This is a genomic window from Winogradskyella pacifica (assembly GCF_003386275.1).
GTDB classification, from domain to species: Bacteria; Bacteroidota; Bacteroidia; order Flavobacteriales; family Flavobacteriaceae; genus Winogradskyella; species Winogradskyella pacifica.
On sequence record NZ_QREI01000006.1, the window covers coordinates 61,907 to 75,617 of the forward strand.

The following is a 13,711-nucleotide window of genomic DNA, read 5'->3' on the forward strand; positions in this document are numbered from 1 at the left end:
ACAATCATATAAAAAACTTAAATTAACCCCTTGTTAATTTAAGTTTTTTTATATTTGAGAATTACACCTATATAAGGATTAATCGCAATTATTGAATGAGCTTATTTCGTAAATTCTTCGGAAAAAAATCTGATCAAACTGAAGAAAACATACCAAATCATGAACGTGGCAAATATATGCCAGAAGTAAAGTTACCTGTAGATGAACGTTTTACAATTAACTTCAAACGCAATGGTGGTAAGTTTTTATATTGTGAAAATCTTGAAGAGGTAAAGGAAAGTTTTAATTCTATCTTAGAGGAGAATAATTGGCATAATGATAAAGTTTTTCTAATAGATCAACGTCTAACAGAATTATTTAAAGATTTTAACCTTAATAGTAGTACAAAACTCTCAGAAAGTGCTTATTTTTTATCTACTTGTGAGTATTTAATTTCTGACGATGGCTCATTATTGATTTCTTCAAATCAAATTGCTGAAAAAAAATTAATAGAATTACCAGATCATTTTATAATCTATGCTACAACTAGTCAGTTTGTAGAAACAATTGGAGAAGGTTTAAAAGGTATTAAGGCTAAAAGTAAAACCAAAATACCAACAAACATCACTACAATAAAGCATTTTAAAACAGCTGACGATAAAGACTTTCTAACTTACGGAAGTAGTTCAAAAAACCTATACCTACTTTTATTAGAAGACTTATAATGAAAGAACTAGCCATAAGAGCCATTTCTGGTGCTATATATGTTTTACTTCTAATAGGTTCACTTTACTCACAAATAGCTTCTGTTATTTTAATTGGAGTGTTTGGTATCATCTGTTTAACAGAATTAAGCCGCCTTATAAAGCTTAAATCTTTTATGCAATATCTCGTATTTCTTATTTTATATGGAGGCTTTTGGTATTTAAGTGTCAATAAGTCAACAAATTTAATGAGCGATGAAGCCATTCAAATTCTATTAGTAATTACCATATTTGTCAACCTTATTTTAATCAAGGATTTATTTGCCTCAAAACGGATTCCTCTTTTTGAATCTAAGCGTTATATTGTAGCTGCATTTTATTTGGCTAGTGGTTTTGTGTTTATGTTACTCATTGCCAACTACCACAATGAATTTACACCACTTTTATTACTAGGCGGATTTATACTCATATGGGTTAATGATAGTGCAGCATACATTGTTGGAAAGAATTTTGGTAAACAGAAATTATTCCCGAGTATATCACCGAAAAAAACAGTTGAAGGTTTCTTAGGTGGTTTATTTTTTGCCTGTATTTCTAGTTATTTTATTGCTTCTTACTCAGAAACGCTTACGTTTACACCATGGTTAATATTAGCCATTATCGTTAGTGTTTTTGGTACATTTGGTGATTTAATAGAATCTAAATTTAAACGGCAAGCTGGTGTTAAAGATAGCGGAGTAATAATGCCAGGACATGGAGGGCTTTTAGATCGACTAGATAGTATTATCTTTGCGGCACCATTTATATATTTATTTTTAAGAATTATACACTTTTAAGCAATTAAAACTATGTTTCACAAAGAAGGCCATAAAATTATATTTATTACACTAGTAATAGTTGTCGGTTCATTTTTTTTAATTGATGAATTCATTATTAATGAATGGTTAAGAAAAGGATTGATGCTAGCCATTTTAGTATTCTTTATTCTTATTTTACAGTTCTTTAGAAACCCTAAGCGCAACACGCATTCTAACGAAAAACAAGCTTTATCTCCTGTAGATGGTAAAGTGGTGGTTATCGAAGAAGTTGAAGAAAATGAGGTTTTTAAAGATAAGCGTATTCAAGTTTCAGTATTTATGTCTCCTATCAATGTACATGTTACACGTTACCCAATTTCTGGAAATGTGACTTTTAGCAAGTATCATCCAGGGAAGTTCTTAGTGGCTTGGCATCCAAAAGCAAGTGAAGAGAATGAGCGTACTACTGTAGTCGTTGAAAATGACCATTTTGGTAAAGTTTTATACAGACAAATTGCCGGTGCATTAGCGAAACGTATTGTTAACTATGCTAAGGTTGATACTAAAATAGAACAAGGAACTGATTCTGGATTTATAAAATTTGGCTCGCGTGTTGATTTATTCTTACCTTTAGATGCTGATATTAAAGTAGAACTTAATCAAAAAGTTCGCGGTGGTGAAAGTATCATTGCAGAAATGAAATAAATGACTTCCAAAGAATTAGACATAGAATTTAAAGATGCTGTAGATCGTGTAAACGACCATACAGAACCGTTTCCCGCGGATTTTTTACTTCGCCTCTACGCTTATTTTAAAAAAGCAACCAATAATTATGATCGACCAAGCAGTCGTAAACCCATAATTAATGCGTTTAAGGCAAATGCTTTATTTCAAATAAAAGATATTTCTAAAGATGAAGCGAAACAAGAGTATATCAATCTTGTTACCAACTATTTTTTATATCGTAAGTAACGAATATAAAAGACTTAAACCGCTTTACTGTTAGACATGAGCGTTTTATGATTTAAGTTTTTATTTTAATAAAAACAGCGCCCAAGCGAAAAAACACTCAATTTTACTCAATCAAAGTTAGCTACTCAAAACTATAAATAGTAATACGTATTACGTCTTTTACTGTCTTACGTCTTTGTTCTTTCTTCTTAACTCTTGATTCTTGATTCTTGATTCTTGATTCAAAAAACACAACAAAATCAATCCCTCACCAACGGCAGTGTAGAACACCTTAGTAAACCTTCTTGTTTCGCAATCTCTGTATAAGGAACTTCTTCTACGGTAAAACCATTTTCTCGTAGCCAAGTATTTAGTCTGGTAAAGTTTTTTTCCGAAATAATAACATCTTCAGAAATTGAAAATATATTACTATTCATACTATACATTTCCTCTTTTGTGATTTCGAAGACATTCTCTTTCCCGAAGAAATTCAGCAACCATTCATATTCCCTTTCAATTAAGAATCCATTTTTATGAAGTATCGCTTTATCTTTTCCTATGGGTTGAAAACAACAATCTAAATGAAGCGCATTTTCTTTAGGATCTGTATTTGACTTACGAAGTTCAAATGCTTTCACTGTTTTATGCGGAAACAATTCCTGTATAGCAATTACAGCATCCATATTAGTCCTCGCAGTAATATAGTCTGAATAGTCTTCACCTGAATAGGTTCCTATAAACACAAAATCATTCCATGGCATTACATCACCACCTTCAACATGGCACTCTTCTGGAAGAATGATAATGTTCTCTTCCCCTATTTCTTCAATTACATGATGGATTGCTTCGTACTCTCTCTCGCGATCTGGTAATATATTAGCTTTTATCAATTTATCTTCGATTACGAAAGCTATATCTCTAGAAAAGATTTGGTTGTAGTCCTTGATGACCTCAGGTCTATAAACTTTAATATCATATTTTTCAAACACTTTAGCAACCGCATCCATTTCTTTATGCATATCACTTTCTTTAGGATACGTGCCTGCCTTAATGTGCAGAATAGATTTGGGGTCGTAAGCTTCTTCAATAGATGGAATAGAACCAATACTTTCGGCTGTACCTAAAATAACAGATCTAAGGCGTGAAGTTTCGTTTTGTATATTAAGTTTCATATGTTACTTTTTATGCTTTTCAATGGTCATTTATTACAGTCTGATTATAACATTATTAGTATAACTCGACTGCTTTTTTATGACTATTCCAAATGACTAAAAACAGAAAAAGCTCCATAAATATCTATGAAGCTTTTATTTATTAATTCAAAGAATTATCTTTTATCAATAGACTTAAAGTCTCTATGAGTTTCTCCTATGTATAATTGTCTCGGACGACCAATAGGCTCGTTACGCATACGCATTTCTTTCCACTGAGCAATCCAACCTGGTAAACGCCCCATAGCAAACATTACAGTAAACATTTCTACCGGAATTCCCATAGCTCTATAAATAATACCAGAGTAGAAATCTACATTTGGATATAGTTTTCTATCCACAAAGTACGGATCTTCTAAGGCTTCTTTTGCTAAGCCTTTTGCGATATCTAAGATAGGATCATCAATTCCTAAATCTGCTAAAACTTCATCCGCTGCTTGCTTAATAATAAGTGCTCTAGGATCAAAGTTTTTATAGACTCTGTGACCAAAGCCCATTAAACGGAAAGGATCATTTTTGTCTTTAGCTTTAGCCATATACTTTTTAGTATCTCCACCATCAGCTCTAATAGCTTCAAGCATTTCTAAAACCGCTTGGTTAGCACCACCATGAAGTGGTCCCCAAAGCGCAGAAATACCAGAGGCAAGTGATACAAATAAACCTGCATGAGAAGAACCTGCTATTCTTACTGTGGATGTAGAACAATTCTGTTCGTGATCTGCATGTAAAATTAAGAGTTTATCTAAAGCATTTACTAAAATTGGATTTTGTTCGTAATCGCCACTTGGGCTCTTAAACATCATTTTTAATAAATTCTCTACGTAACCTAATTTATTATCTCCGTAATCTAATGGAAGACCATTCTTTTTACGCAATGTCCAAGCCACTAAAACAGGGAATTTAGCTAAAATTCTAACAATAGCTTTATACATTTCTTCTTCAGAACTAACATCTACTGTAGATGGATAGAATGCAGTAAGCGCACTAGTTAATGAAGATAACACTCCCATTGGGTGTGCTGATTTTGGAAATGCATCTAAAATCTTTTTGATATCATCATCAACAACTGAATGTGCTTTAATATCAGTATCAAATTTTGTTAATTCTTCTTTGGTTGGTAATTCACCGAAAATAAGAAGAAAAACGACTTCTAAAAAACTAGCTTCTTCAGCTAATTCTTCAATAGAATACCCTCTATATCTTAAAATTCCTTTTTCACCATCTAGAAATGTAATAGCACTTTCACAACTTCCTGTATTTTTATAGCCTGGATCTAAGGTAATAACACCACCTGTTGAACCTCTTAAACTTTTTATATCAATAGCGACTTCTTTCTCTGTTCCAGTTATAATAGGGAACTCATACTTTTCGCCATTAATTTCTAATGTAGCTTTATCTGACATATTTTCTTTTCGGATTTTAATAAATTATAAGGATTGTAAATTTACAAAATATCAAACGATTTCTAAAGCAGATTTATAATGGTTTTAACAATTTCAAGCTGTTCTATTAAATTACTATGATTATAGCGAATTGAAATGCACAAAATGGTATTATTTTTGACCTTTATTTTGAATATGAAACATTTTATCCTTCCTCTTTTTTTCTTATTATTTAGTGTTAATTCTATGTATTCGCAAATTGTGAATGTAGAATCCTTAAGACGTGTTTCTGATACTTCGAAATGGTCTGGTGCTGCAAGTTTAGATATTGGACTTATTAAGAACACACAGTCTATTTTTAAAGTCACCAACAATTTGAGGCTTCAATATAATACCGGAAGAAACCTTTATCTTTTTATTAATGATTTAAAGCTTGAGCAAATTGAAGACAATTCTTTTGTGAACAAAGGCATTCAGCATATCAGATATAATAGGAAAATTACAGAACGTTTAAAGCTTGAAATCTTTGCGCAAAGTCAGTACGATGCTATTTCCGATATAAAGTTTAGAGGATTATTAGGTGTTGGACCACGATTTAAACTCTCTAAAAATGACAATTACAGGTTTTATTTAGGAACACTATTAATGTTTGAACACGAAGAATCCTCGGATCAAAGTATTGAGATTCTAAGAGATTTTAGAGGTAGTATCTATTTTTCTAGTAGCTTATATCCTCTAGAAAATATATCTATAGTGAGCACTACATATTACCAGCCACTATTGAAACAGTTCTCAGATTTTAGGATTTCGAATCAAACGTCTCTAGGTATTAAAGTCTTAAAGAATTTACTTTTTAAAACCTCATTCACCTATAATTTTGATGCTAGTCCTATTCTTGGTATTCCTAAAACGCAATATGAGTTGACTAATGGGATTGTTTATACATTTGATTGAAATAAGATATAAGAGCGCTACGCTTTTAGAAACAAGAACATAGACTCCATTGTAACTAACTAATGAAATAAATGGACATAGTAGAAAACTAATACATTTTACCTAATAATAATAATAATAATAATAATAAAGGTGTAACGGTTTAATGGTTTAATGGTTTAATGGTTTAATGGTTTAATGGTTTAATGGTTTAATGGTTTAATGGTTTAAAATGGTTATTCTACTTATCTCGCTTTATTAGTGCACAAAACTTATTGTAATTTTATTAAATCTGGGGCATAAAAAAACCATCTAAAATTTAATCTTTTAGATGGTTTTGCATTTATAGTATATGTAACTGTTAGTTTCTTTGAGTACAATAGATAAAATAGTAATACCGAATCTAATGCATTTCGACTGCGCTCAATGTGACAATCTTTTACAAAAAACTATTTTAATTAAGCTTTCACTTTAAAAGCATTCGCTCCAGGAAAATAAGCAACACTTCCTAATTCTTCTTCAATACGTAATAATTGATTGTATTTTGCCATACGATCACTACGAGACGCAGAACCTGTTTTAATTTGTCCACAGTTTAATGCTACGGCTAAATCTGCAATAGTATTATCTTCTGTTTCACCAGATCTATGAGACATTACAGATGTATAACCTGCGTTATGTGCCATGTTTACAGCTGCAATAGTTTCAGTTAACGTACCAATTTGGTTTACTTTAATTAAAATAGAGTTAGCAATCCCATTTTCTATACCGCGAGATAAACGCTCTACGTTAGTTACGTATAAATCGTCACCAACTAATTGTACCTTATCTCCAATTCTTTCAGTAAGGTATTTCCATCCATCCCAATCGTTTTCATCCATACCATCCTCAATTGAAATGATAGGATATTTTTCAGAAAGTTCAGCTAAATAATCAGCCTGCTCTTTACTTGTTCTAATCACTCCAGAATCACCTTCAAATTTCTTATAATCGTATTTTCCATCTACAAAAAATTCAGCTGCAGCACAATCTAGTGCCAACATGATGTCTTCTCCGAAGGTATAACCTGCTTTTTCTACCGCTAATTTAATTGTGTCTAAAGCATCTTCAGTTCCGCCAGCTAAGTTAGGTGCAAAACCACCTTCATCACCAACTGCCGTACTTAAACCTCTATCGTGTAATACTTTTTTAAGATTATGGAAAATCTCAGTTCCCATTTGCATGGCATGTGTAAAGTTTTTAGCTTTTACAGGCATTACCATAAATTCTTGAAATGCAATAGGTGCATCACTATGAGAACCACCATTAATGATATTCATCATTGGTAATGGTAATGTATTTGCAGAAACTCCACCAACATATCTGTATAATGGCATACCCAATTCGTTAGCAGCCGCTTTAGCAACCGCTAGAGACACTCCTAAAATTGCATTAGCACCTAATTTTGATTTGTTTGGAGTACCATCTAATTCAATCATCATTTGATCGATAGCATTTTGTTCGAAAACAGAAACACCTAATAATTCTTGAGCAATTGTAGAATTCACATTTTCAACGGCTTTTAAAACTCCCTTACCCATGTAAGTATCTCCACCATCTCTTAACTCAACAGCTTCATGCTCACCAGTAGATGCACCAGATGGTACAGCTGCTCTTCCCATGATACCATTTTCTGTAGTAACGTCAACTTCTACTGTAGGATTTCCTCTGGAATCTAAAATTTGTCTTGCGTGTACATTAATTATAATGCTCATTATATATTTTTTTTAGTTAACAATTTTAAACCTTAAAGTTGCATGTGAGCCCTTTAGGTTACCCAAATTTACGAAAATCTACAGCTTAAAACAGAACAAAAATCATATTTATGATTAATACTAACGATAATGATTTCGTAACTAAAAAAACGCAATAAAAAGGGTGTTTTATTGCGTTTTTGGTAAAGTAATAAAATATTTAAAATGAAATATTATTCTATTTCGTTTCGAAATGAGCGATTACTCTTTTAATGAAGTCTTTAAATTTAGTGTCGAAATTTGTGATACAAATTCCCCTTGAGAATCATAACCTTCAATATAAAAATTAATAATATCACTTTTTGTGTCAGGAAATTTTAATATCTGAGATTTATCACCTCCGACAAAAACATCTGGAAACCAAGCTATAACGCCATAGTATTTAAAAATATCTGAGCGATAACTTTTATATTTTGGTGCATAAAAACTCTTGGATTCGGTAAAGCCGTTATTCGCTAATCTTGTAAAAGCAAATTCATCATTTTTTTTTGTAATGCCTTCAAAGGAAGTTCTACGAGTATATAATCTAATAACTCCGTTTGCTCCTATCATTCCTGTTCCAAAACCCGTTTTATCAACATTTATTCCTTCAAAATCTGCTGTTGACATATTGAGCAATAAATCAAAGTCCGTCAATTGTACATCGTCTAAAAAAACCGCTGGAGATCTACTAGCTTTAAAAGTAATAGGCTTAAGATTAATAATATCAACTCCACCTGTCTGTGACGCTCGCGATACCTGGTAACCCTGAGTATGTATGTAGTCTAAAATTTTAGGAAAGCTTCTAACAAAACTTTCCGTTACTTGAATAAAATTATCTTTCCCTGATAACAAATTCATTTTTATACCAAAAGAATTAAGTTTTTTCTCAGGCGCTTTAGACTTAGGCTCCAGCAGAACTTCATCTAATTCTATCATATCATTATAGAAGAAACTTTCGAAAGAGCTTTTACTTATAAATTCCGATTTTTTAAATATTGAATTATTATATTTTAAATCTTCATTTGAAATATAATCGTTGAAAGCATTCAATTTCGCATTAAGATAAATTTTCGGTTTAATCAATTTTCCTTCTTTATCCACATAAGAAACTCTTATAGCTTCATCTTTTATCACGAAAAAATTATCTACTCTAAAATTATTATTTTCTTTTACATTTACTGTAGTCCAATTATATCCAATAAGCTTGGGTTCTTGAATTCGTATTTTAGTTATTTCTTCTGAAGAATGTATTTTCCCCTCTAAAACCACACCGTTTTCAAATTCATATAAGGCCTTGGGCGCATTATTAAAAATAGAATGCCAATTGTATCTGCTCCAACCTTGAGTTAACAGTAATAAATCTAACTCAAACTCTTTTTTCATCGTGATATCTGTAAAATAATAACTAGCCTTCTCTACATAGCCTTTTACATACGGTTTTAGTCTATTTGCAGATATAATATTATGATCAGGATCATAACCCACAGTGCTTTCAGGTAAAACTGAAATACTTAAATCGGTATATTCTTTAAATTCCCCTGATGTTTTGTTTAATGCTGTGGATATTGAAACAGCTACAGAGTCTTCAGCTAAATTGAGAGCACTTATTAAAATCTCATTACCATCGTCAATACTCTTATTAATATAAATTAAACGCTCTAATAATGGTGTGTTATTTTCATCAAAAACAGTAAACGTATTAACCCCTTTAAATAAATCGGATTTGGAATACTCAAAAACCTGAGTTATTTTATCCTGAAATGAAAATGGTAAAGATTTTAATTCACCATTTTTATGTAACAACAATCTATAAGTTTTGTCCTTAATAGATTTCAGCGTTTCCTTATTGGTACTTACCGTAACATAAACCTTTTCTGGATGTTGACTATTTACTTTAATTGCAATTCCTGTAGGCTCTATGTTAGTAATATCTTGAGTGATTTCCCTACTATTACTTGTTGTTATTTTTGCTACATATTGCTTTCCTTTTTGAGGATTAAATAAAAAACTACCAATTCCAAAAGTATTACTCTTAAAGGAGGTAATCTCCACATCGGAATCGTCATAAATAGTTCCTATAACTTTAACACCTTGACCTTTATTATCAATAATTTTAAAACCTACGTTATTATTAACATCAGTAATTAAGTGACCTCCTTCGGGTAAAAACTGCATATCATATTCCGTATTTATAACGTCTGGTTTATGCTCTTGTAAGTCGTTACTTATGACTCTTATTTTTTGAATGAAGGCATCATTTTCTTCAAAATTCTTCATCCAATTCGTAGAGGCTTTTATATAATATTCACCTGTTTTAAATGTGGAATCAATTTGAATATTACCTTTTCCTGATCCACCATAGCAGAACCACAAATAATTTTTTATGAGTACCCCGTTTTCATCATAAATGCCAACGTTTACATTGGTTGTTTTTTTAGACCGTAAACTGTTGTGTCTGTCAAAAACATAGGATTTAAACCACACACTTTCGCCAACAATAAACGATGTTTTATTAAGATGTACAAAAATGGATTCTCTTGGCAATTCAAAATACGACTCGTACTTTTCAAATAGTTGATTATCCGCAGAGTTCGTTGGACTTTGCGCGATGATTAGTGTGCCAAAAAACAGAAGAAACGTCGTATAAAATTTAGCCATAAGTTTGAGTATCAGTATTAAATATAGCGTTTTTAAAAATTATAATCATCATAAAAACTGATATTTAACATTTTAAATCTACTTCTAAATAAGATATTTATTTCTAGATATAAGAATAAACGAAATACTTTTTACTGTTAGTATGTAGTAACTAAAAAACGCAATAAAAATCAAATTTTATTGCGTTGTCTATTTTAGAAAATGAAATTGTTTTAATTATTTTTAATATTCTCTATAAACTGGTCAAACAAATACAAGGAGTCATTTGGTCCAGGACTTGCTTCAGGATGATACTGAACTGAAAAACAGTTTTTGTCTTTTAGTTTGATACCCGCAACCGTATGATCATTCAAATGCACATGTGTTATTTCCACATTAGCATTAGCTTCAGTTTCTTCTCTATTGATAGCAAATCCGTGATTTTGAGAGGTGATTTCACCTTTACCTGTGACTAAATTTTTTACAGGGTGATTGATACCTCTGTGACCATTGTGCATTTTATAAGTTGAAATGCCATTGGCCAAAGCAATGACTTGATGTCCTAGGCAAATTCCGAATAAGGGTTTGTTATTTGCAATAATCTCTTTAGCCAAATTGATAGCATCAGATAACGGTTCTGGATCACCAGGTCCGTTAGATAAGAAATAGCCATCTGGATTAAAAGCTTCTAAGTCTTCAAATTTTGCATTATATGGAAACACTTTTATGTAAGCATCTCGCTTAGCCAGGTTTCTAAGAATATTCTTTTTAATACCGATATCTAAAGCTGCAATCTTATATGTTGCGTTTTCATCACCAACGAAGTAAGGTTCTTTAGTTGACACCTTTGATGCCAATTCTAAACCTTTCATTGAAGGGAATTCTGCTAATTGCTTTTTAAGAGCTTCTATATTATCGACCTCAGTAGTAATTACAGCATTCATGGCACCATTATCTCTAATGTAGCTTACTAATGCTCTTGTATCTACATCTGCAATGGCTAAGGTATTATGCTTTTCAAAAAATTCTTCTAAGGACGCATCTGCTGCTGGTCTTGAATAATTAAAACTAAAATTCTTACAAATTAATCCTGCTATTTTAACATCATCAGACTCAACTTCTTCGGCTTTTGTACCGTAATTACCAATGTGTGCATTGGTGGTTACCATAAGTTGACCGTAATAAGAAGGATCCGTAAATATTTCTTGATAACCGGTTGTACCAGTATTAAAACAAACTTCACCAAAAGCAGAACCTTCTTTTCCTATGGACTTACCATGAAAAATTGTTCCGTCTGCTAAAAGAATAAGGGCTTTTTTTCTTTGTTTGTATTTCATTGTTGTTGCGTTGAGTCGTTTATTGCTATTAAATCGATGTTTATACTCGTTTTATTGTAGGTTATTTAGACCTGTGGTTTGCGTTAGTGATTGAACGGTTTGTTTGAGCTCCTCGCAGAGAGCGAGTAGTGAAAGCGCGACCGGATAAGTTTTCTTAAAAACTTGTTGGGTAACGCCCAAATCATTCTTCTATACTTTGCAAAAATCCAAAAAAAAAGGATAAACTGAAACAGTCTATCCTTTTTATTTATTAATGCTTATTAACACTCGATAATCGAGATTTGTATAATACGAAAGCTAGTGTAAATTTTTTATTCACATTGAATTGAAAATCTTCTTGAACCTTCGTTAGCATATTTACTATTCTTCTTCTTCGTTTGAAGCTTTAGATTCAGTAGCTGGAGCTGCAGCAGCTTTACTACCACCTCTTCTACTTCTACGTGTTGTTTTCTTAGGTGCTTTATCAGCGTTGTAGATTTCGTTGTAATCAACTAATTCTATCATTGCCATATCAGCGTTATCACCTAATCTGTTTCCTAATTTGATGATACGTGTGTAACCACCTGGACGGTCACCAATCTTTGGCGCTACATCTCTAAACAATTCTGCAACTACTTCTGTTTGTCTTAGCTTAGCCATAACAATACGTCTGTTGTGCGTCGTATCTGTTTTAGATTTTGTAATCATAGGCTCTACAAACTGCTTTAAAGCTTTCGCTTTTGCAACGGTAGTGTTAATACGCTTGTGCTCTATTAAAGAACAAGCCATATTTGCTAACATTGACTTTCTGTGTGCTGTTTGTCTTCCTAAGTGGTTGAATTTTTTTCCGTGTCTCATGACTTTTGTTTTCTCATCTTGCTACTAAACTCTTTATTGAGGAGCAAAATATGATTATTAATAATTATTTAAAATATGAATGCCATTTCCATAAAAACAGAAATGGCAAACTATATTTAGTCTTTATCTAATTTATATTTGCTTAAGTCCATTCCGAAGTTTAAACCTTTTACATTCACTAGTTCTTCTAGCTCAGTTAAAGACTTCTTACCGAAGTTTCTGAATTTCATTAAATCGTTTTTATTGAATGATACTAAGTCTCCTAAAGTATCTACTTCTGCTGCTTTTAAACAATTAAGAGCACGTACAGAAAGATCCATATCAACTAATTTAGTTTTCAATAGTTGTCTCATGTGAAGTGATTCTTCATCATAAGTTTCAGTCTGTGCAATTTCATCAGCTTCTAAAGTGATACGCTCATCAGAGAATAACATGAAGTGGTGAATTAATATTTTAGCAGCTTCTGTTAAAGCATCTTTAGGATTGATAGAGCCATCAGTTCTAATTTCAAAAACTAATTTTTCGTAATCCGTTTTTTGCTCAACACGGAAGTTTTCGATAGCATATTTTACATTCTGAATTGGTGTAAAAATTGAATCCGTAAAGATGGTTCCAATTGCTGCTGAAGCTTTCTTATTCTCTTCTGCAGGAACGTAACCTCTTCCTTTTTCAATAGTTAATTCCATATTGATGTTTACTTTAGGATCTAAGTTACAGATAACTAAATCTGTATTTAATACTTGGAACCCAGAAATAAACTTCTGAAAATCACCAGCTGTAATTTGATTTTGTCCTGAGATAGAAATTGTAACAGTTTCGTTATCAACTTCATCAATTTGACGCTTAAAGTTAACTTGCTTTAAGTTCAAAATCATTTCAGTAACATCTTCTACTACACCTGCAATTGTAGAAAACTCATGATCTACACCTTCTATTCTCACAGAAGTAATTGCAAAACCTTCTAAAGAAGATAATAATACTCTTCTTAAAGCATTACCAACAGTTAATCCGTATCCTGGTTCTAAAGGTCTAAATTCAAATTTACCTTCGAAATCAGTAGAATCAATCATGATTACTTTATCTGGTTTCTGAAAATTTAATATTGCCATACTATTCTTCGTTTTAATTGTTATTTAGTTGCGCGATTTATAAGTATGAAGAAGACAAA

The 13,711-nt window shown here is 31.8% G+C and carries 12 protein-coding genes; 5 read left to right on the forward strand and 7 right to left on the reverse strand.

Annotated features, from left to right (window positions below):
- Window positions 1-95 precede the first annotated feature (95 nt).
- The 4 genes from DFQ09_RS12870 to DFQ09_RS12885 are packed head-to-tail and all read left to right on the forward strand — an operon-like array spanning window position 96 to window position 2,452.
- Window positions 96-704, forward strand: a complete 609-nt coding sequence (locus tag DFQ09_RS12870; protein ID WP_115811009.1) for an LUD domain-containing protein — start codon at window positions 96-98, stop codon at window positions 702-704.
- A complete protein-coding gene (locus tag DFQ09_RS12875) occupies window positions 704-1,519 on the forward strand; it encodes a phosphatidate cytidylyltransferase (protein ID WP_115811011.1) in 816 nt (271 codons plus the stop codon). Before DFQ09_RS12870 ends, DFQ09_RS12875 begins: the two co-directional genes overlap by 1 nt.
- A gap of 12 nt (window positions 1,520-1,531) precedes the next feature.
- Window positions 1,532-2,185: a phosphatidylserine decarboxylase family protein gene (locus DFQ09_RS12880; protein ID WP_115811013.1), complete on the forward strand. Its 654-nt coding sequence runs from the start codon at window positions 1,532-1,534 to the stop codon at window positions 2,183-2,185.
- Window positions 2,186-2,452 carry an acyl-CoA-binding protein gene (locus DFQ09_RS12885; RefSeq protein ID WP_115811015.1) on the forward strand — a complete coding sequence of 89 codons (267 nt, stop codon included), beginning with the start codon at window positions 2,186-2,188 and terminating at the stop codon, window positions 2,450-2,452. It abuts the gene before it with no gap.
- A gap of 239 nt (window positions 2,453-2,691) precedes the next feature.
- Here the strand turns inward: DFQ09_RS12885 and DFQ09_RS12890 are convergent, their stop codons facing one another.
- Together DFQ09_RS12890 and DFQ09_RS12895 are read right to left on the reverse strand one after the other, a co-directional pair.
- Complete coding sequence (locus tag DFQ09_RS12890) at window positions 2,692-3,603, reverse strand: dimethylarginine dimethylaminohydrolase family protein (protein WP_115811017.1); 912 nt, start codon at window positions 3,601-3,603, stop codon at window positions 2,692-2,694.
- Window positions 3,604-3,758: 155 nt separating this feature from the next.
- On the reverse strand, window positions 3,759-5,045 hold the full coding sequence (locus DFQ09_RS12895; RefSeq protein ID WP_115811019.1) for a citrate synthase: 1,287 nt from the start codon (window positions 5,043-5,045) through the stop codon (window positions 3,759-3,761).
- A gap of 174 nt (window positions 5,046-5,219) precedes the next feature.
- Here DFQ09_RS12895 and DFQ09_RS12900 point away from each other — a divergent pair, with 174 nt between their 5' ends.
- On the forward strand, window positions 5,220-5,978 hold the full coding sequence (locus DFQ09_RS12900) for a DUF481 domain-containing protein (RefSeq protein ID WP_181897181.1): 759 nt from the start codon (window positions 5,220-5,222) through the stop codon (window positions 5,976-5,978).
- Between the two features lie 437 nt (window positions 5,979-6,415).
- Here DFQ09_RS12900 and eno read toward each other — a convergent pair whose 3' ends face one another.
- The 5 genes from eno to DFQ09_RS12925 all read right to left on the reverse strand — a co-directional run bounded on the left by eno (window position 6,416) and on the right by DFQ09_RS12925 (window position 13,652).
- A complete protein-coding gene (eno, locus tag DFQ09_RS12905; protein WP_115811023.1) occupies window positions 6,416-7,711 on the reverse strand; it encodes a phosphopyruvate hydratase in 1,296 nt (431 codons plus the stop codon).
- Between the two features lie 240 nt (window positions 7,712-7,951).
- Window positions 7,952-10,390 (reverse strand): hypothetical protein, encoded by a 2,439-nt coding sequence (locus DFQ09_RS12910; protein ID WP_115811025.1) that lies wholly within the window; start codon window positions 10,388-10,390, stop codon window positions 7,952-7,954.
- A gap of 212 nt (window positions 10,391-10,602) precedes the next feature.
- The gene (gene carA / locus DFQ09_RS12915; protein WP_115811027.1) at window positions 10,603-11,706 is read right to left on the reverse strand and encodes a glutamine-hydrolyzing carbamoyl-phosphate synthase small subunit; all 1,104 of its coding nucleotides are present in this window, start codon (window positions 11,704-11,706) and stop codon (window positions 10,603-10,605) included.
- Window positions 11,707-12,066: 360 nt separating this feature from the next.
- Window positions 12,067-12,543, reverse strand: a complete 477-nt coding sequence (gene rplQ, locus DFQ09_RS12920; RefSeq protein WP_020897631.1) for a 50S ribosomal protein L17 — start codon at window positions 12,541-12,543, stop codon at window positions 12,067-12,069.
- Window positions 12,544-12,659: 116 nt separating this feature from the next.
- Window positions 12,660-13,652: a DNA-directed RNA polymerase subunit alpha gene (locus DFQ09_RS12925; RefSeq protein WP_020897632.1), complete on the reverse strand. Its 993-nt coding sequence runs from the start codon at window positions 13,650-13,652 to the stop codon at window positions 12,660-12,662.
- Between the last annotated feature and the right edge of the window lie 59 nt (window positions 13,653-13,711).

Coding starts and splice junctions, on each gene's coding strand:
- DFQ09_RS12890 (WP_115811017.1), bottom strand. CDS start 3,603: ATGAAACTTAATATACAAAACGAAACTTCACGCCTTAGATCTGTTATT.
- DFQ09_RS12885 (WP_115811015.1), top strand. CDS start 2,186: ATGACTTCCAAAGAATTAGACATAGAATTTAAAGATGCTGTAGATCGT.
- DFQ09_RS12910 (WP_115811025.1), bottom strand. CDS start 10,390: ATGGCTAAATTTTATACGACGTTTCTTCTGTTTTTTGGCACACTAATC.
- DFQ09_RS12880 (WP_115811013.1), top strand. CDS start 1,532: ATGTTTCACAAAGAAGGCCATAAAATTATATTTATTACACTAGTAATA.
- carA (WP_115811027.1), bottom strand. CDS start 11,706: ATGAAATACAAACAAAGAAAAAAAGCCCTTATTCTTTTAGCAGACGGA.
- eno (WP_115811023.1), bottom strand. CDS start 7,711: ATGAGCATTATAATTAATGTACACGCAAGACAAATTTTAGATTCCAGA.
- DFQ09_RS12900 (WP_181897181.1), top strand. CDS start 5,220: ATGAAACATTTTATCCTTCCTCTTTTTTTCTTATTATTTAGTGTTAAT.
- DFQ09_RS12895 (WP_115811019.1), bottom strand. CDS start 5,045: ATGTCAGATAAAGCTACATTAGAAATTAATGGCGAAAAGTATGAGTTC.
- DFQ09_RS12925 (WP_020897632.1), bottom strand. CDS start 13,652: ATGGCAATATTAAATTTTCAGAAACCAGATAAAGTAATCATGATTGAT.
- DFQ09_RS12870 (WP_115811009.1), top strand. CDS start 96: ATGAGCTTATTTCGTAAATTCTTCGGAAAAAAATCTGATCAAACTGAA.
- DFQ09_RS12875 (WP_115811011.1), top strand. CDS start 704: ATGAAAGAACTAGCCATAAGAGCCATTTCTGGTGCTATATATGTTTTA.
- rplQ (WP_020897631.1), bottom strand. CDS start 12,543: ATGAGACACGGAAAAAAATTCAACCACTTAGGAAGACAAACAGCACAC.